Source organism: Paenibacillus sp. FSL R7-0216, assembly GCF_037969915.1.
Lineage (GTDB): Bacteria > Bacillota > Bacilli > Paenibacillales > Paenibacillaceae > Fontibacillus > Fontibacillus rhizolycopersici.
The window spans coordinates 2,704,897-2,722,920 of the sequence record NZ_CP150222.1 but is presented as its reverse complement, the minus strand read 5'-3'; the positions used below and the strand labels follow the sequence as shown (position 1 = coordinate 2,722,920).

Here is an 18,024-nt window from a genome sequence, read left to right as displayed (position 1 = left end):
ATTACATCATTTTATTGTAAATACTGAAATTTTTTTTGAATTTCTAATGTTTCTTGAATTCTTTTCATATCATGTAAAGGCGGTGACATATTTGTTCGATTCCGGGTCCGAATCTTCATGGGCTTCTGCTGTATCCCCGATGGATATTTATTTGTTCTGCGAAGGGACGCTTTATCAAAGCTACCGCACGTTTGGCGCTCATCCCGCAGTCGAAGGGGAGAGACGCGGTGTCCGCTTTACCGTTTGGGCCCCGAATGCATGCCAAGTCGCCGTTGTCGCCGACTGGAACGGTTGGAAGGGGACGCGTGATGTACTATATAAGATACCCGATTCGGGAATTTGGACTCGTTTTTTTCCGAATGTTCAGGTTGGAAGTTTTTACAAGTTCGCAATTACCGGACCGAATGGGGAGACCTGTTACAAAGCGGACCCCTATGCCTTCTACGCCGAAGTGAGGCCGAATACGGCCTCAATAGTCACCTCGCTCGATCATTACGAATGGGGTGACGGTAATTGGATTCAAAACCGGAGCGAACCTTACGGACAACCCCTAAACATTTATGAGTTGCATTTTGGCACTTGGAAACAACGGTCCGACGGAACGTATTACTCCTATCGAGAAATGGCCGATTTGTTAATTCCTTATGTGAAAAATATGGGATACACTCATATCGAAATCATGCCGCTTTGCGAGCACCCGTATGATCTATCCTGGGGATATCAGGCTACCGGGTATTTTGCACCGACCAGTCGATACGGCGAGCCGCAGGATTTGATGCATTTCGTGGATCGTTGTCATCAGTCCGGGATCGGCGTGCTGCTCGATTGGGTGCCGGGTCATTTTACGAAGGACGATCATGGCTTGCGTCTTTTTGATGGAACGCCGCTGTATGAATATACGGACCCGGCAAAGGCGGAGAAACCTGGATGGGGAACGCTCAGTTTTGACTTTAGTAAACCGGAAGTTCGTTCTTTTTTAATCTCGAGTGCGATATATTGGCTTGAAATGTTTCATTTTGACGGGCTCAGAGTGGATGCCGTCACCAGTATGATCCGGCTCGATTTCGAGAAACCTTCCTGGGCGGCAGCGCGTAATGAACACGGCGGCAGCGAGAATCTGGAGGCGATCGATTTCCTGCGGCAATTAAATACCGCGGTATTTCGCTATTTCCCGCATGCCTTGATGATGGCCGAAGAGTCCAGCGCTTGGCCGATGGTTACGGCACCCGCGCACCACGGCGGTCTCGGATTTAATTACAAATGGAATATGGGCTGGATGAACGACACGCTGGATTATTTCGAAACCCCATTTGAAGAGAGGCCTAATCGCCATCATCTGCTTACGTTTCCAATCTGGTATACCTATTCGGAGAACTTCACGCTGCCGTTATCCCATGACGAGGTCGTGCATGGCAAAAAATCGCTGCTGGATAAAATGCCAGGCACTTATGAACAAAAATTTGCCGGACTTCGCCTGTTGCTTGGGTATCAGCTGACCACTCCGGGGAAAAAACTGATATTTATGGGCGGTGAATTTGGTCAATTTATCGAATGGCGGGATCAGGGTGAACTGGATTGGTTTCTGCTTGAATATGAGGCTCACCGGAACGTTCAAAGCTATTGCCAGGCGTTAAACCGTTTCTATCGGCAGGAACTGGCGCTTTGGGAGCTGGATCATGAGCCCGAGGGGTATCAGTGGATCATCCCGGACGACGACAAGCAAAGCGTAATAGCTTATGTGCGAAAAGGAATAGAACCGCAAGATTGGCTGCTTGTGATGCTGAATTATCAGCCCGTGGAAAGAACCGGTTACCGTGTTGGCGTTCCGCTGCCAGGACGATACGAACTTGCTTTCAATAGCGATGATGCTATTTTCGGCGGATCAGGCGACCTGCAGCCAGAGCCAGCGCTCAGTGAAGGAACGCCTTGGAACGGGCAATCCCAAAGCATAATCGTTACGCTTCCTCCGCTGAGCCTGACGGTATGGAAGCGCCAAGTGCCAAGAAGGAGGGCGAAAGGATGAAGATCTTATTTGCCGCGGCAGAAGTCGCACCATTCATCAAAACCGGAGGTTTGGCCGACGTGATCGGCGCTTTGCCGAAGGCGTTGATTGAGGCTGGTCATGACGTGAGGATTGTTATGCCAAGATACCGCGAGCTGCCGCAAGTATATCGTGAACGTTTGGAGCATCTAGGTACCGGTGAAGTTCCGGTCGGTTGGCGGAACAAGTATGGCGGCGTTTCTCGACTGATCTGGGAAGGGATCCCCGTGTACATGATCGATAATGAGGATTATTATGGCAGGGAAGGGGTTTATGGGCATTGGGATGATGGCGAACGGTTTGCGTTCTTGGATCGGGCCGTGCTCGAGCTGCTTCCGCTGATCGGGTTCGTTCCAGATGTGATCCATTGCCATGACTGGCATACGGCGATGATTCCGCTGCTTCTGAGGGAGCATTACCACAATCGGCCGGAATACCGGAACATTCGAACTGTCTATACGGTACATAATTTGCTGTACCAGGGGATTTTTCCGGAAGGGGTGCTGGGGGATTTGCTAGGGCTCCCTTGGGATTATTTCACGCCAGACGGGGTGGAGTACTACGGCAACGTCAGCTTCATGAAAGCCGGTCTCGTCTATGCCGACCATGTGACAACGGTGAGTCCGACATATGCGGAGGAGATCAAGACCGAGCATTACGGCTACGGGTTGGACGGCTTGCTTCGCTCGCTGGGCGGACGGTTATCGGGAATCGTGAACGGGATCGATGCTCGGGCCTACGACCCGGAGACGGATCTGGAGCTATTTGCTCGCTACGGCCGCAGTCTGGAGCAGAAGAGAGCCAATAAACCGATACTCCAGCGGGAACTCGGGTTGCCGGAAGCACCGGAAACGCCGCTTGTTTCGATGGTCACGCGTCTGGTCGAACCCAAAGGACTGGATTTAGTCACTCGGGTGCTGGATGAATGGCTAAGCGAAAATGAGGTTCAATTCGTGCTGCTGGGCACAGGGGATCGCGCTTATGAAGACTGGTTCCGGGAAGCGGCAACCCGTCACCCGGGAAAGCTGGCGGTCCAAATTAAATTTAGCGACGCGTTGTCCCGACGCATCTACGCCGGCAGCGATTTGTTCCTTATGCCTTCGCGGTTCGAGCCTTGCGGGATCAGTCAATTGCTGGCGCTCCGATACGGAACGATCCCCGTCGTGCGGGAAACCGGGGGTTTGAACGATACGGTGCAGTCCTATAACGAGTTTAGTGGAGAAGGCAACGGCTTCTCATTCCGCAATTACAACGCACATGACATGCTGCATACGCTGCGCAGGGCGTTGTCCTTTTATCATAAGCCCGAGCATTGGAGCCAGATTATAGCGAATGCCTTTGCCGGCGATTACGGATGGGATGCCTCGGCTCAGCAATATATCCAAATTTACGAAAGCCTAAAGAAATAGCGGACGTTTGCGTCCGCTTTTCCTTTTGTTAATTTTGAATGTGTCGGTACAGGATTCGAAAACCGTAGGCTTCGAGTGAGATGTTCATGATCCCATTCACCGGCGCCACCGCTTCTTCGGTCAGGGCATCCCGCCAATCGCTCGTCTGCATGGGATGCGTTAAGGTAACCGCCTTCGGTGTATTGTTCATCCAAACCGTAAAATGCATGTGCTCGTCCATACGTTCGTAAATGATACTGGGATCCCCCGGATCGGCATGCAAAAACCGAAAACGGCCGTGACGGAGAGCGGTATGCCGCTTGCGCAGCTCGATCATCAGCTTGTAGAAATCATAGAGCTCACGATCCTGCTTGCTGCGGTCCCATTCCATACATTTACGGCAGTCCGGATCTCCATCGCCGGTGAGTCCAATTTCATCGCCGTAAAACACACAAGGCGTCCCAATATAGGTAAAGAGAAACACGACGCATAGCTTGAGCTTTCGCTTGTCGCCACCGACACGGGTTAGCAGGCGCGGAGTGTCGTGGCTCCCCAGCATATTAAAGACGACTTCATTCGTTTGATGCGGATATCGCATGATCAGCGAACCCATCTCATCGGAGAAGGCGGCTCCGTCGACCCCTCCAGTAAAAAATTCTAGCACTTTATCGGCAAACGGGTAATTCATCACGGAATCGAATTGATCTCCCAGCAGCCAATTCAACGAATCGCTCCACACTTCTCCGATCAGATAAGCCTCCGGATTCGCTTGTTTCACGATTTGCCGAAATTCGCGCCAAAACGGATGATCGATTTCATTCGCTACATCCAGCCGCCAACCATCTAATTTGATTTCCTTAATCCAATATTCGGCGACGCCTAGCAAATAATTTTTCAAATCAGGGTTGGCCGTATTAAATTTTGGCATATTGGGAAAAAAACCAAACGTATCATAAGTAGGTACCCCGTTTTCTACTTTTACCGGGAAGCGGTTTACGTGAAACCAGCCGGAATAGGGCGAAGCTTCGCCGTTTTTGAGCACATCTTGAAACGGAGGGAAATGCTCGCCGCAATGATTAAATACCGCGTCCAGCACAACCCGAATTCCTCTTTCGTGACAACGCTCCACCAGGGTTTTCAGCAAAGCATTGTCGCCGAAGTGAGGATCAATCTGCTTGTAATCCACAATATCGTATTTATGATTGGAGGGCGCCGTAAACAGAGGGGTCAGGTAAAGCGCCGTGACGCCTAAATCCGTTAAATCGTCCAAATGGTCGATGATCCCTTGCAAGTCTCCGCCAAAGTAATTATCACGGGTTGGCTTGCCTCCCCAAGCCTCAACCGGTTTCGGATCATTGGACGGATCTCCATTGGCGAACCGCTCCGGCATGATCTGATAAAAAACGGCCTGCTTCGCCCATTCCGGTACCCTGACCACTTCAATTTCGTGGATATACGGGAACTCGAAGCATTCGCCGGGCGGATGGGGGGCCTCCGATTGAATTCCTGCGTCCAGCAGGTATACCGTTTCCGTCCCGGCGGTGAGCTTAAAGGCATAGGAAAGGCGTTTATATTTGGGACGCACAGCAACCTCCCAATAGTCGAACATGCGGTCATGAGCCGCTTTTTCCATCGGCAGTTCCTGGTAAGTTCCCGCCCAGTCGTATTTGTCCCCGGTCATCGCGTAAACCTGTTCAACATCATCCCGTTTGGTCCGGATGCGGAGGTGGATCGTCATGGGGTCGTAAGCATAAGCCCATTTATCTCGGGGAACGTGGTAGAGCGCTTCAAGCAGCACGGTTTGGCGCCTCCTCTCGTGAATACTCGTGATCGATCGTTATAGAGTTCATTATTCCCAAACGGGATGCGGAGCATGAACCCGAAGCGAAACATAAATATTCAAGAAATTGACCAAAGTATGATAAATGGGAATCTCTAGGGACGACTTAAGTCGGAACTGTGAAAATATGATGAATGCTATGAAAATTGTTTTGCATATATATGCATTCTGATTTATAATTAGCCCAGTAATCATCTTAGAACGAAAATATCGAAGCAGAACAGGAGAGAGATCCATGAAAAAATGGGGCATGTTATTCATAGCAGTCATGATGGTAACTTTGGTGCTGGCCGCTTGCGGTCAGGAAAAAAATAACAGCGGGAACACGGCGAACAACGCCGGTCAAGCCGCGAACCAAAACGAAACCCAAGCGGGCGGAGAACAAACCGAACCGGCTAAGAAGCTGGTCGTCGGCATGAGCGCTGACTTCCCGCCGTACGAGTTCCACATTAAGAATGACAAAGGCGAAGACGAAATCGTTGGTTTTGACGTCGAGATCGCCAAAGAAATCGCTAAGGATATGGGCGCTGAGCTTGAGATCAAAGACTTGAAATTCGACACCCTGCTGAATGAGCTGTCGAGTGGACGCGTTGATCTCGTCATCTCGGGGTTGAGCCCGACTCCAGAACGTGCCGAACAAATCGATATGTCGAAAATTTACTACAAAGCCGAGCAGGCTGTTGTGACCCGTGAAGCGGACAAAGATAAATTCAACACGATGGAATCGCTGGAAGGCGCTAAAATCGGCGTTCAGCAAGGTTCCATTCAAGAAGATATGGCTAAAGAAATCCCGAACGCTCAATTGACTTCGCTGGGTAAAATCAACGATATCATTATGCAGCTAAACACAAACCGTGTTGATGCAGCCATTCTGGAAGGACCGGTTGCTGAATCGTTCGTGAAGAACGTGAAAGGCCTGGTGATCACGGATGCCAAACCGGTGACTGAAGATGATGGTTACGTGATCGGCATCAAGAAAGGCAACCAGGAGCTGTTGGATCAAGTGAATACAACGCTCGATCGCTTGATTAGCGCTGGCAGCATCGATCAATTCGTTGCCGAAGCGAGCGCGCTGGCCGAGAAATAATCACGGTATCCATCTGCAGAAAATAGCGAAGCCATTTCGCTATTTTCTGTTTTTTTGCGTAAGGGTTTGAGGTAAAGGAGGAGGAAGAAAGGCGTTATGGACTTAATATCGATGTTTATGGAATACCGCAGTTACTTCTTGGCAGGTGTCCAGTATACGCTGCTCTTGGCAGCAATAAGCGTATTTTGCGGCTTTATTCTTGGTTTACTCATCGCGTTGATACGGATGTCGCCTTGGGGAATCGTGCGGTTTCTCGGTCATGCCTGGGTCGAATTTCTGCGCGGCACGCCGATGATGGTTCAGCTCTTGATTATTCACTACGGATTTGCGTTTGTGTTTGACGTGAACTTCACGCCGATACAATCCGGGGCGATTACGTTGTCGATTAACAGTTCCGCCTATCTGGCGGAGATTTTCCGAGCCGGCATCCAAGGCGTCGACCGCGGACAAGGGGAAGCGGCACGTTCCCTGGGGATGACGAAAGGGATGGCCATGCGCCATATCATTATTCCGCAAGCGATCAAATCGGTGCTTCCCGCGATCGGCAATGAATTTATCACCATCATTAAAGAATCGTCGATCGTTTCGATTATCGGTACGGCCGAGCTCATTTATCAAGCGCAATCGGTCGTCACGATCACGTACGACGGGATGACGCCTTATCTGATCATCGCCATCATGTACTTTATTCTGACATTCACGCTGTCCCGTATTTTGAGCGTGTTCGAAAGGAAGTTGAAGACCAGTGATCACCGTTAAAGGCTTGCATAAAAAATTCGGTCAACTGCATATTTTGCGCGGAATCGACCTAGAAATCTCCAAAGGGGAAGTCGTCGTCGTGATCGGTCCCAGCGGATCGGGAAAAAGTACCTTCCTCCGTTGTCTGAATCTGCTCGAGGTTCCGACCGAAGGCGAGATTACGTTTGAAGGCGCGTCGATCACCGGCAAGAGACACGACATTAATAAAACCCGCGAGAAAATGGGGATGGTGTTCCAGCATTTTAACCTGTTTCCGCACAAAACCGTGATCAACAACATTACGCTAGCTCCGATTCGCGTGAGAAAACTCGACAAGAGCAAGGCGGAAGCGATCGCGATGGATCTGCTTCACACCGTGGGCTTGGAAGATAAGCGGGACGTATATCCGGCCCAGTTGTCCGGGGGCCAGAAGCAACGGATTGCGATTGCTCGCGCGCTGGCCATGGAACCGCATGTCATGCTATTTGACGAGCCGACATCGGCGTTGGACCCGGAAATGGTCGGGGAGGTGCTCGATGTCATGAAGAACCTGGCGGAACGGGGCATGACGATGGTTATCGTTACACACGAGATGGGGTTTGCCCGTGAGGTTGGCGACCGTATCCTGTTTATGGATCAAGGCGTGATCCTCGAGCAGGGAACGCCGCAAGAGGTGTTTGGATCGCCGCAGAATCAGCGGACCAAAGATTTCCTGAGCAAGGTTCTCTAAGAGGTTGTTCAAAATAAGACGCAATAGACCGTCCGAAAAGATAGATTCGGGCGGTCCTTTTTTTGCCTTTTTGCTGCCGAACATATGATCTTTTTTAACATTACGTTTACGATTGGACACAAAAATGTAACCCGTCCTATCAAGGTTTTGAGCCATTTGGTGAGAATTACCTGAGCTTCTGGTTACAAAATTGTGATATATTCAATAAGCCGAAACCTTACTTCAAGGTGCGGGGGACGAAAGCTGATAACGAACCAGGGTGAACCGAATTCGTTTCTTGGGGTGAAGCGCGTCAATGGATGCGCCGGGAACGTTCCTTTTTTCCGAATCCGACAACTAACTCCGCAGGCGCAGTAAAAAGGAGGGCAATTCATTGAAAAGTCGCATTTGGTCTAAAATAGCAGCATCGGCGTTGATCGCCGCAAGTTTGACGATTACCCTGCAGACGGCTTCCGTCCATGCAGACGCGGTACATAAAGCCGTGGAGGGAGACACCTTTTATCTTCTTGCCAAACAATACGGCGTGGAATTGAACAAGCTGATCGCCGCAAATCCAACCATTAATCCGCAGAATATATACGGTGGCTTGAACATCACCATTCCGGGGGGAGAAACCCGCGCATTGGCTTTGGCTTCCGCCGCACCGGCTAAACAGGAGGTTGTGCCGGCCGCAACTTCGACGACAGCTGTCGCATCCAAGCTGAAGGTGATGTCTAACGACAACGTCGTTGAGGCTTGGGGAAAAACGTTTACTTACTCGCAAACTATTAATGTGAAAGCCTCGGCATATACCGCGTCGGCAAGCGAAAATGGAAAATGGGGCGCGGTAGACTACTTTGGCAACCCGCTGAAGCTCGGCACTATCGCCGTTGACCCGAAGGTCATCCCGATGGGCACGAAAGTCCTGGTAACCGGACACAGCCATGATGGCTTGCCGGATCAAGCGTTTGTGGCTACAGCCAGCGATCAGGGCGGTGCGATTAAAGGGAACCGCATTGATATCTTTATTCCGGGGAGCACAACTGCCGCGAAAGCATTCGGCTATCAAGACGTTACCCTGTACGTACTGAAATAGGACACGATCACAAGCAAGAGAGCTCCCTCAGACGAGGGAGCTCTTTTGCGTTAGCGATATTTGGTTGTTTGCAGAAGCTCGGCCAGATCGACGAAATGATAACCTTGCGCCTGCAACGTGTCGATAATCTCCGGCAGAGCTTGAATCGTACCGTTCAGATTGGATCCGACACCGCCGCCCGAATGCTGAAGGATAATTGAGCCAGGACCCGCGGTATCAATCACGTTTGATTTAACCTTGTTTTTGTCGATGCCTTTCCAATCTTGCGAATCTACATTCCAATTGACGAGGGTATAGCCGTTTTTCTTTGCCCACTGCACCTGTTCCTCCCTAATCTCCCCATAAGGCGGGCGGATGAGCTTGGGGCGGTAGCCTACGGAATTTTGGATAATTTTCTCCGTACGCAGGATTTCCGTTTGAAATTGTTTGACGGAGCGCTTGCGGAAATTCGGATGACTGAAGGAGTGATTGCCGATGAGATGCCCCTCTTGATGGATCCGTTGCATCAACTTGGGAAATTTCTTAGCCCGTACTCCGACCACGAAGAAGGTTGCCTTGATCCCTTTACGATGAAGCACATCGAGAATTTGTGGCGTAAATCGTGGATCAGGACCGTCATCGAAGGTCAGGGCGATCTGTTTCACTTCCGGACCTCGGAATTTGAAGGTCTCCGAATATTTGCGTCGCAGCTCGCTTAGATCTACTGGTTTGGCGTCCACAGGTGCCGCCTTGTTCTCTTTCAGATCTCCTTTATCCGACTGACTCCTTGTTTCATGAACAACTGAGGAGGCATGAACAGTCTGAAGCCCGGAGCCGCTGTAAATAAATAGAGAAGCGGCCATGCACAAGAATAGTGCTCTCTTAAGCTGGATAAGCAAGGTTAGTCCTCCTTCATTCCCATACTGTACCTAAGATGTAGTATTCCCTAACTGTTGCAGAAAATGAATGAAAACGATAAAAAAACAGCAGTTATGGAAACCAATATGCGGTTGTGAGATAAATCACAGACGTTCTTGGCGAAAAATTGCATCCTTTGATGAAGCATAAATGAGAGGGATGTGATAGATTCGTGGCAACTGTAGTGGCCAACCAAGAAGTCGCGCATGGGGTGTTCAAGCTCACAGTGCAAGGGAAGTTCACGGGGAAAATGGGGCAATTTTATATGCTGCGCGCCGGGGATCAATATCCTTTGCTCTCCCGTCCGATTAGCATCTTTGATCTCAAAGAGGACCAAATCGAGTTCCTGGTTCTGGTTGCGGGGGAAGGAACCGCACGTTTATCCGGACTGAAGCCTGGGGATTCATTAACACTGGACGGTCCGTTTGGCAACGGATTTCCGCCCTTGGAGGGAAAGACGGCTTTCGTAGGCGGCGGAATCGGCATCGCCCCATTTTATTACGCACTGCGTGAAGCGCCGGAGGCCGACGTATACCTCGGCTACAGCCGCGAGTCCTATATGGTCGAAGAGTTTCAAGCTGCATCCCGTGGCAGAGTCACGGTTGACGTGGGCGGCTCGATATTAGATCGGGTAGATTTTCGGAACTATAATACGGTGATCGCCTGCGGGCCTCATCCGATGCTGCATGCGGTCCAGCGCAAACAAGCACAAAGCGGCGGCCAAACCAAGGTCTACGTTTCCTTGGAGAATCGTATGGCCTGTGGCATCGGCGCTTGCCTTGTATGCAGCGTGCAATGCAAAGACGGACGGAAGAAGGCCTGTGCAGACGGGCCGGTATTTTTAGCGGAGGAGGTCGTGTTCGCATGACTCGATTAACGTGCAGCCTCGCGGGGGTTTCTTTTAAGAATCCGGTCGTCATGGCCTCCGGGACGTTTGGTTTTGGCAAAGAGTATGGGGCAATTTACGATATTAACAAGCTGGGCGGATTGTCTGGCAAAGGGCTAACGTTACATCCGAAGGCCGGGAATGACGGGATTCGCGTTGCGGAAACGGCGTCCGGGATGCTGAATAGCGTTGGCCTGGAGAATCCGGGAGTCGCCGCCTTCCTGCGCGAAGAATGCCCGCGGTGGGAGCAGCTTGATTTGGCACGAATCGTAAATTTGGGCGGGAATTCGATTGAAGAGTATGTGGAAGGCGCCAAGCTGATAAATGAGGATGCGGCTAGGCGGAAGCAGGAAGGCAGAACCGCCGTTGACATGATTGAGCTGAACATTTCCTGCCCGAACGTTAAAGCCGGAGGGATGGCCTACGGGATCAAAACAGACATTGCCCGTCAGGTGGTCCGCGAGGTCCGGGCGGCAACGGCGCTGCCGCTGGTCGTCAAGTTGTCCCCGAACGCTGAGGATATCGTCGGTATGGCCGTGATGTGCCAGGAAGAACATGCGGACGGCGTATCGCTGATCAATACGTTCTCGGCGATGAAAATCGACATCTTCAAGCGGCGGAGCATCTTTGACAATTTATATGCCGGTCTGTCCGGTCCGGCTATCAAGCCGATCGCTTTGCGAATGGTACATCAAGTCAGTCATGCCGTGACAATCCCGGTGATGGGAATGGGCGGGATCAGCAGTGCAGAGGATATTGTCGAGTTTATCATGGCCGGCGCGACCGTCATTCAGGTGGGGACCCATAATTTCGTAAACCTGCGAGCGGGGGAGCGGTTGGTCAGCGATCTTGAGGCATGGATGAACCGGGAAGGCATCCAGGCCTTGGACGAAATCCGCGGAATCCTATAAAATAAAGGCATACTGTTTTGGAAGGGAGCTGCGGCAATTGTCATTCGAGGATATCAAGCTGGAAGCGATCCCGGTCGGACGTGATTTGCTGCTGCTAATCACGGGAGGCGTCTCGCACATTGGCGCGGCGTCAACCGCTTATCCGTCGGGTGAAGGCACTGAAGCGTTGACTTCCGCTGTGCCAGGGCACAAGGAGCATACCTTAAGCGAAGAGTATGCCCGCCGCGCCTCTGCGTCGCTAGGCCGAACCGTCACCGTCGTTATGGGCATTCATTACGACAATTTGAGCAAAGAAGAAATTAAAGAGATTTCAAAACGAACGACAGAGATGCTGGATCATTATTTGCTGGAACAGCAGGGGAATGGAGCGAATCCGCGATGAGAGAAGCCGATCAGGATAAATTTCGCCGCAAAGCGCTTCCGGTAGCCGAAGCACAGGCGAAAATCATGCCTTATGCGAAGGCAACGGAAGCCGAGATGATTTCGCTACCTGAGGCTTACGGTCGAATTCTTGCGAAGCAGGTCGTCGCACCGCACCCGTATCCGCATTTTCGCCGCTCGGGCATGGACGGGTTCGCGATTTTGAGCAGTGATACGTCAAATTGCCATGCAGGACATCCTGTCCTTCTGGAAGTGGTGGATGAGATACCTGCTGGATCGGTTCCCAAGGCGAAGTTAAAGCCGGGACAAGCGGCCCGTATTATGACCGGGGCCAAGGTTCCCGATGAAGCCGACGCCGTTGTCATGTTCGAAATGACCGAATCTGTGCTCCAGGAAGGTCAGACCTTTATCCGATTGATTCGCGAAATCGAATCGGGTAAGAATATTACGCCGATCGGGCTTGAGTTGTCCGAGGGAGATGTGATTCTGGAGGCTGGCCGCAAGCTGTCGGCTGGCGAGATTTCCGTGTTGGCCACATTCGGCATCCACCGCGTCCCGGTAATGAGACGCCCGAGAATCGCGGTTTTTTCCACGGGGTCGGAACTGTTGCGCATCGATGAACCTTTGCAAGACGGGCGAATCCGTAACAGTAATACGTATTTGCTGTACAGCCAAATTACCGAAGCAGGCGGCGAACCGTTCTTGTTCGAGGCGATCGAGGATGATTTAACCAAGGCGAAGGCGCAGGTTGAGGCGGCGTTCGCCAACTACGATGTTGTCGTCACTACCGGCGGCGTATCTGTCGGAGACTATGATATCATGGCTGATCTGGTGTCGGGCGGCAGCGTGGATATGCTGTTCAACAAAGTGACGATGCGACCGGGGAGCGTAACGACAGCCGCAGTGAAGGACGGAAAGCTGCTGTTTGCATTATCCGGTAACCCGGGGGCTTGCTTCGTTGGTTTCGAGCTGTTCGTCCGTCCGGCGATCGGAAAGATGATGGGAATCGTTCAGCCGTTTCTGCCTGAGTTGACGGCAGAGCTAGCCCGACCTTATCCCAAAATCAATAACTTTACCCGCTTCGTGCGCGGCCGGCTGGAGCTCCGCGAAGGCAAGCTTTACGCCATTCCGGCAGAGCTGGACGAATCAGGCGTAATGATCACGATCAAGGACAGCGATGCGTTGATCGTGATCCCTCCTTCCAGTACGGGGATGGAAGCGGGCGAGCGAGTAACTGTACTGAAGCTGCCGGGAGGTAATCTCTGAATTTGATTCAATTATGGGTTTCGTAGGATGGAGGAGGGGCTGGCGTGGTATCGGTTTTACAAATCGTCGGTTATAAAAATAGCGGGAAAACGACGTTAATCACTCGATTGGCAAAGTTATTTAATGGCATGAATCTTCGCGTAGCCGTGATCAAGCATGACTTGCACGGGTTTGATGCCGATCGGGAAGGCACGGATTCATTTCGCCATCGGGAGGCCGGTGCTGCAGCAGCAGCGATTACTTCGCCTTGGCGAACAGCGATTTTCGAAGAGCGAGAAACGCCGCTATCCGAGCTCATCAATCATTTCGCCGGCTATGATCTGATCTTGGTGGAAGGCTTCAAGCAGGAACCGTATCCGAAAATGGTGCTGCTGCGCTCCACGGAAGACGAGCCGTTAATCCATGAATTGAAACAGGTTTGCGCCATTGTTCAGAAAGAAGCGGACTTTCCCGTCAACGAGGCGGATCCACGCCGGTTCCAACGCGACGAGATCGCGCAAATCGCCGAATATATCCGGCAAAACTGGTTGTAGATGTTTGGACGCAAAGAGGACTTTCCCGCATAAACTGCAGGGAAGTCCTCTTTTCATAAAAGCGAAGTGTGTCCATGGACAATTAACTGCTGGCGCGACGCTCAATCGCCTCGGACATCGTTTTGTCAGTGAGGTGAGCATATACCTCTGTCGTCTCCGTTGAAGCGTGGCCGAGCTGCTCTTTGGTCTTGTAAATATCGTTCTGTAAATAATAGTCGGTGGCGAAGGAATGCCGCAGCTTATGGACCGTCAAATACGGCTTGCCGAACCGTTTAGCGTACTTGATGATCATCGCTTGAATGGCGCGCTTGGTCATTCGTTTCCCTTCTTTGTTACCGTTCGGAATGGCCACGAATAACGCCTTTTCCCGTTTAGGGGTTTGATACCGTGTCTGGCGAAGCATCATATAGCCGGCCAAATCATCCTTGGATTGTTCCCGAAAATAAACGGGCGTTTTGAATGACTCGTCGTTATTGCCTTTTCGATAGACGTAAATGAGCTTATTCGTAAGATCCAAGTCATCCACGTTCAGGTTTACGACCTCGGAGACGCGTAATCCGGAGTTGAGAATCAGGCTCGCGATACAGGCGTCCCGTTCTTTATTCAGCCCATAGGCATACAACGCCTGCTTGTTATCCGCAACATCGTGGCCGTATCCCTCGGCAATGTAGGCGATGAATTCGGTCAGTTCGTCTTCTTCCAGAATTTTGCCCTTGAGCTTGGCTGCCGTATCCTTCGGTTTATGAATGCGTTTAATTTCCACCTTGGCCATGATATTTCGTTTCAACAGCGGATAAAAGTTTTCATCCTCGGCGATTTGGCCTAGATAATGAAAAAGCGAGCGCAAGGACGACATTTTTCGCGACACGGTAATTTTGGAGTTCGTGCTCTCCGTTCGCGTAGTCAAGTGCAACCGGTAACCGACGATGCTCTCCATGTGCAGCGTCTCTAGATCCAGGAGCGTGATTTGGCCGTTCGTCGCCGCCGCCGATAATCCTTCTGCACGCAGCCATCCGAAAAACTGCTCATAGTCGCGCACATATTCGAGCAAGGTGGAGGGGGAGAGGTCCGGCAGCTTATAGTCGATAAACTGCTGCACGAACCAGGGCATCTGAACGACCTTCTCGTCCAACCTTCGGCGATCGATGATTTTCTGAATATTCATGTTGGTCCCTCCTGAGATTTCTGGCTTCCGTTATCGTACGTAAAAAATGTAATCCGGCTCGCCGTGGGTTTGCGGGACTTCGCGGATCTCCACGTTCCCGAATACTTCCCTCAACCGCAGGACGAAATCAGGCGAGGGGGTCGCACTCCAAAACGACAAGCACCCGTCAGGCCGCAGCCGGTTTCGTAGGGCCGCAAGACCGGCCGCATCGTACAGGGAGGCGTTGCCGTCAAACACTTTCCAATCCGGTCCGTTGTCGATGTCAAGGCAGATCAAATCGAACGATTCCGCCGTTTCGCGAATCCAGGCAACCAAATCCGCATGGATCAACCGTGTTCTCGTTTGCTCGAGAGCATGACCATTGACATGAGCCAAGACAGAGCGGTTCCAATCGATCACCTTGGCTTCGATCTCCACAACGGTCGCTTCCTTCACGCGGGGGTCGAGAAGCGCTTCCTGCAGCGAAAAACCGACGCCTAAGCCGCCGATCAGCACCTTATCGGGCGAAGGGACCAACTCCAGCGCACGGCGGACTAGCAGGCGCTCCGACTCGCCGTTATACGTAGCCATCAGAAAGGTGCCGTTGCTGATGATTTCGAACGCCTCGCCGCGCCGTTGCAACTGGATTTCGCCTCTAGGCGTTACGGCATTTTCAATGATTTCAAGCGGCATATCGATATCATTCATCAGGATTACCTCCATTTGATTACCATAATATATATTATGTAAACTAATTGGACCATATCAGGATTTTGAAATCAGCAGAGCATGATTGAATTTTTGCAGCAAAGCGGCAAAGATTTCCGTTTCTTCCTCCGCCCAATCCGAGAGAAGCTCGCGAATACGCGTTAACCGACCTTCTTTATAAACGGCATACTCTTCAGCGCCCAGCTCTGTAATCTCCAAGAAAAAAGCGCGTCGATCCGCCGGATCCGGAATTCGCCGCACATAACCTTTTTGCTCGAGCGCAGCCGTTTGACGGCTGACGGTTGAAATGTCCAGCTGATACTCGTCGGCCAATGATTTGACACCCACCGCGCCGTGAGCGCCAATGCGATGCAGCAGCAGGTAGGCGGAACGGTCTAAATTACCGTATTTTCCGGAAGCCGTTGCTGTAGTTATCCGTCGGTATAATACAGCCATCTCTAATTCGATGGTTTCAAGCGATTTTTCATCGATCATTTCAAATACCTCACAGGCAAATAGGATAAGTTTATCGTATCATAGAATGGACATGAAATTAAATGAATGCAGGCCTCGAGTAGAGGGAAGCGCTTTTACGAAGGTCGAGCAATTGACAACAATTTGTGTAGTTGTATAATACAATTATATGAGGGGGATATTCCATGCAAGCGCATGAGATCATGATTAAGCAAGTTTACAAAGTCAAGGAGACCGATACGGTTCGCTCCGTCATCGAAAGATTCATGGAATATCGCATCAGCGGGCTTCCGGTGGTCAACGAACGGAATGAGATCGTCTCCTACATCAGTGACGGCGATATTATGCGGTACATCGGCAAACACCGCGACGTCGTGGTGGATTCGATTTATTATGTCGCTGTATTTAAAGGCGACCAGGAGGATTTTGAACAGCGCGCACAGCGGTTGCTTGACCTCAACGTCAAAGAAATCGGCAAGAAGAAAGTATATACCGTTTCATGGGATGAAGAAATTGAGAACATTGCGGCGATTCTAGGGAAGAAGCAGATTAAGAAGCTCCCAGTCGAACGCAACGGGGTGCTTGTCGGAATTATCAGCCGGGGAGATGTGATCAGGCATTCCTTTAAATCTTTCTTATAACCCGGGGAAGGAGTCTTTATGTCATCATCGTCAAAAACAGCAGTGTTATCTGAAACTACCGAACGTTTAGAACTCGAAAATAAGAGTCTATTAAAACAACCCAAAGCCGTTTGGGCTGTTTTTTTTGCCTCGATTATCGCCTTTATGGGCTTGGGGTTGGTAGACCCGATCCTGCCGGCCATCGCGGCCAGTCTGAACGCTTCGCAAAGCGAAGTGACCTTGCTGTTCACCAGCTATAATGCGGTGATGGCGGTCGCCATGTTGATTACCGGGGCGATCTCCTCCCGGATCGGCATCAAGTGGACGTTGCTTGCCGGCATCGTTGTGATCGCGGTGTTCTCCGCGCTGGGCGGAATGGCCGACGACGTGTGGACGATTATCGGTCTGCGCGGAGGTTGGGGCCTCGGCAACGCTTTGTTCGTCGCTACGGCCTTGTCGGCCATCGTTACGTTATCCGGCAGCGGGACCGCCAAAGCGGTTATTCTCTACGAAGCCGCGGTTGGCCTCGGCATCTCGGTCGGCCCGCTCGTCGGCGGCTGGCTGGGAGCTATCTCCTGGCGCGGGCCGTTTCTTGGTGTAGCCTCGCTTATGGTTATCGCATTCGTTGGTCTCAGCATCCTCATGCCTAAATCATCCGAGAAGGGCGGCTCAAAAGCTACGCGCACTTCCGTAATGGCCCCATTCCGGGCCATGAGCTACCGTTCCCTGGTTGTGTTGGGATTAACCGCCTGCTTCTATAACATCGGTTTCTTCACACTTATGGCTTATGCTCCGTTTGTGATGGGGCTGGATGAACATGGTCTGGGTTACGTGTTCCTAGCGTGGGGCATTCTGTTGGCAATTACCTCTGTAGTGACAGCGCCTAAGCTGCAAGAAAAATTCGGTACGGTGAAATCGATGGGGGCCATGCTGTTTCTGTTTGCTCTCATGCTGCTGGCTATGGGAATTTGGACAGATACCCAATGGGTGATTATCGTCGCCGTCATTGCCGCAGGGGCACTGCTTGGAAACAACAATACACTGATTACTACGGCGGTGATGAACGCCGCGCCAGTCGAGCGCTCCACGGCTTCGGCCGCCTACAGCTTCCTGCGGTTTTTGGGCGGGGCGGTGGCTCCGTTTTTGGCCGGTAAACTAGCCGAGTGGTTTAACCCACATGTCCCGTTTCTCGTAGGCGCCGGTTTCGTACTGCTTGCCGTGCTGTTCATTGCCATCAATCATAAGCATGTCAAACATGTTGATGAGGTTCGCTCGGGGCATTAATTGAGGACGATAGCGGGTGTA

At 51.4% G+C, this 18,024-nt stretch carries 18 protein-coding genes and 1 riboswitch; of the genes, 13 read left to right on the top strand and 5 right to left on the bottom strand.

The annotated features are described in order from the left end of the window. Window positions 1-139 precede the first annotated feature (139 nt). Both glgB and glgA read left to right on the top strand, forming a co-directional pair. A complete protein-coding gene (gene glgB, locus MKZ15_RS12275; protein WP_339822406.1) occupies window positions 140-2,023 on the top strand; it encodes a 1,4-alpha-glucan branching protein GlgB in 1,884 nt (627 codons plus the stop codon). After that, entirely contained in the window at window positions 2,020-3,450 is a 1,431-nt protein-coding gene (gene glgA, locus MKZ15_RS12270) for a glycogen synthase GlgA (protein WP_339816366.1), read from the top strand. The genes glgB and glgA overlap by 4 nt, the downstream gene beginning before the upstream one ends. A gap of 28 nt (window positions 3,451-3,478) precedes the next feature. On the opposite strand, the gene MKZ15_RS12265 is transcribed toward glgA, so the two are convergent. Then, window positions 3,479-5,227, bottom strand: coding sequence for an alpha-glycosidase (locus tag MKZ15_RS12265; protein ID WP_339816365.1), 1,749 nt, complete (start codon window positions 5,225-5,227; stop codon window positions 3,479-3,481). A 277-nt stretch (window positions 5,228-5,504) separates the two neighbouring features. Here MKZ15_RS12265 and MKZ15_RS12260 point away from each other — a divergent pair, with 277 nt between their 5' ends. The 4 genes from MKZ15_RS12260 (at window position 5,505) to MKZ15_RS12245 (ending at window position 8,899) form a co-directional block, all read left to right on the top strand. After that, window positions 5,505-6,356, top strand: coding sequence for a transporter substrate-binding domain-containing protein (locus tag MKZ15_RS12260; RefSeq protein WP_155605915.1), 852 nt, complete (start codon window positions 5,505-5,507; stop codon window positions 6,354-6,356). Window positions 6,357-6,452: 96 nt separating this feature from the next. Further along, window positions 6,453-7,115: an amino acid ABC transporter permease gene (locus MKZ15_RS12255; protein WP_155605916.1), complete on the top strand. Its 663-nt coding sequence runs from the start codon at window positions 6,453-6,455 to the stop codon at window positions 7,113-7,115. Next, window positions 7,102-7,824 (top strand): amino acid ABC transporter ATP-binding protein, encoded by a 723-nt coding sequence (locus MKZ15_RS12250; RefSeq protein WP_213623009.1) that lies wholly within the window; start codon window positions 7,102-7,104, stop codon window positions 7,822-7,824. The genes MKZ15_RS12255 and MKZ15_RS12250 overlap by 14 nt, the downstream gene beginning before the upstream one ends. Before the next feature lie 197 nt (window positions 7,825-8,021). Next, window positions 8,022-8,190, top strand: a riboswitch (cyclic di-AMP (ydaO/yuaA leader). Window positions 8,191-8,197: 7 nt separating this feature from the next. Beyond that, window positions 8,198-8,899: a 3D domain-containing protein gene (locus MKZ15_RS12245; protein WP_339816364.1), complete on the top strand. Its 702-nt coding sequence runs from the start codon at window positions 8,198-8,200 to the stop codon at window positions 8,897-8,899. Window positions 8,900-8,949: 50 nt separating this feature from the next. Here the strand turns inward: MKZ15_RS12245 and MKZ15_RS12240 are convergent, their stop codons facing one another. Then, window positions 8,950-9,777, bottom strand: coding sequence for a polysaccharide deacetylase family protein (locus tag MKZ15_RS12240; RefSeq protein ID WP_339816363.1), 828 nt, complete (start codon window positions 9,775-9,777; stop codon window positions 8,950-8,952). A gap of 191 nt (window positions 9,778-9,968) precedes the next feature. Between MKZ15_RS12240 and MKZ15_RS12235 the strand changes: the two genes are divergently transcribed. From MKZ15_RS12235 to mobB, 5 genes are read left to right on the top strand one after another with little or no spacing between them, the layout of a single operon-like run. Beyond that, entirely contained in the window at window positions 9,969-10,664 is a 696-nt protein-coding gene (locus MKZ15_RS12235; protein ID WP_193416206.1) for a dihydroorotate dehydrogenase electron transfer subunit, read from the top strand. Continuing rightward, window positions 10,661-11,593, top strand: coding sequence for a dihydroorotate dehydrogenase (locus tag MKZ15_RS12230; protein ID WP_339816362.1), 933 nt, complete (start codon window positions 10,661-10,663; stop codon window positions 11,591-11,593). The genes MKZ15_RS12235 and MKZ15_RS12230 overlap by 4 nt, the downstream gene beginning before the upstream one ends. A 37-nt stretch (window positions 11,594-11,630) precedes the next feature. Continuing rightward, entirely contained in the window at window positions 11,631-11,975 is a 345-nt protein-coding gene (locus MKZ15_RS12225) for a hypothetical protein (RefSeq protein ID WP_339816361.1), read from the top strand. Next, the gene (gene glp / locus MKZ15_RS12220) at window positions 11,972-13,240 is read left to right on the top strand and encodes a gephyrin-like molybdotransferase Glp (RefSeq protein ID WP_339816360.1); all 1,269 of its coding nucleotides are present in this window, start codon (window positions 11,972-11,974) and stop codon (window positions 13,238-13,240) included. The genes MKZ15_RS12225 and glp overlap by 4 nt, the downstream gene beginning before the upstream one ends. A gap of 44 nt (window positions 13,241-13,284) precedes the next feature. Next, window positions 13,285-13,773, top strand: coding sequence for a molybdopterin-guanine dinucleotide biosynthesis protein B (gene mobB / locus MKZ15_RS12215; protein WP_339816358.1), 489 nt, complete (start codon window positions 13,285-13,287; stop codon window positions 13,771-13,773). Between the two features lie 82 nt (window positions 13,774-13,855). Here mobB and xerS read toward each other — a convergent pair whose 3' ends face one another. Genes xerS through MKZ15_RS12200 form a run of 3 tightly spaced genes read right to left on the bottom strand, consistent with a single transcriptional unit; the run spans window position 13,856 to window position 16,120 of the window. After that, window positions 13,856-14,938 carry a tyrosine recombinase XerS gene (xerS, locus tag MKZ15_RS12210; protein WP_339816357.1) on the bottom strand — a complete coding sequence of 361 codons (1,083 nt, stop codon included), beginning with the start codon at window positions 14,936-14,938 and terminating at the stop codon, window positions 13,856-13,858. Between the two features lie 30 nt (window positions 14,939-14,968). Then, on the bottom strand, window positions 14,969-15,625 hold the full coding sequence (locus MKZ15_RS12205; protein ID WP_193416211.1) for a spermine/spermidine synthase: 657 nt from the start codon (window positions 15,623-15,625) through the stop codon (window positions 14,969-14,971). 57 nt (window positions 15,626-15,682) lie between these two features. After that, window positions 15,683-16,120, bottom strand: coding sequence for a MarR family transcriptional regulator (locus MKZ15_RS12200; protein ID WP_339816356.1), 438 nt, complete (start codon window positions 16,118-16,120; stop codon window positions 15,683-15,685). Between the two features lie 164 nt (window positions 16,121-16,284). Between MKZ15_RS12200 and MKZ15_RS12195 the strand changes: the two genes are divergently transcribed. Next, complete coding sequence (locus MKZ15_RS12195; RefSeq protein ID WP_155605924.1) at window positions 16,285-16,740, top strand: CBS domain-containing protein; 456 nt, start codon at window positions 16,285-16,287, stop codon at window positions 16,738-16,740. A gap of 18 nt (window positions 16,741-16,758) precedes the next feature. Then, complete coding sequence (locus tag MKZ15_RS12190) at window positions 16,759-18,003, top strand: MFS transporter (protein ID WP_339816355.1); 1,245 nt, start codon at window positions 16,759-16,761, stop codon at window positions 18,001-18,003. Window positions 18,004-18,024: the final 21 nt, after the last annotated feature.

Coding starts and splice junctions, on each gene's coding strand:
- glgB (WP_339822406.1), top strand. CDS start 140: ATGGATATTTATTTGTTCTGCGAAGGGACGCTTTATCAAAGCTACCGC.
- glgA (WP_339816366.1), top strand. CDS start 2,020: ATGAAGATCTTATTTGCCGCGGCAGAAGTCGCACCATTCATCAAAACC.
- MKZ15_RS12260 (WP_155605915.1), top strand. CDS start 5,505: ATGAAAAAATGGGGCATGTTATTCATAGCAGTCATGATGGTAACTTTG.
- MKZ15_RS12255 (WP_155605916.1), top strand. CDS start 6,453: ATGGACTTAATATCGATGTTTATGGAATACCGCAGTTACTTCTTGGCA.
- MKZ15_RS12230 (WP_339816362.1), top strand. CDS start 10,661: ATGACTCGATTAACGTGCAGCCTCGCGGGGGTTTCTTTTAAGAATCCG.
- glp (WP_339816360.1), top strand. CDS start 11,972: ATGAGAGAAGCCGATCAGGATAAATTTCGCCGCAAAGCGCTTCCGGTA.
- xerS (WP_339816357.1), bottom strand. CDS start 14,938: ATGAATATTCAGAAAATCATCGATCGCCGAAGGTTGGACGAGAAGGTC.
- MKZ15_RS12205 (WP_193416211.1), bottom strand. CDS start 15,625: ATGAATGATATCGATATGCCGCTTGAAATCATTGAAAATGCCGTAACG.
- MKZ15_RS12200 (WP_339816356.1), bottom strand. CDS start 16,120: ATGATCGATGAAAAATCGCTTGAAACCATCGAATTAGAGATGGCTGTA.
- MKZ15_RS12195 (WP_155605924.1), top strand. CDS start 16,285: ATGCAAGCGCATGAGATCATGATTAAGCAAGTTTACAAAGTCAAGGAG.
- MKZ15_RS12190 (WP_339816355.1), top strand. CDS start 16,759: ATGTCATCATCGTCAAAAACAGCAGTGTTATCTGAAACTACCGAACGT.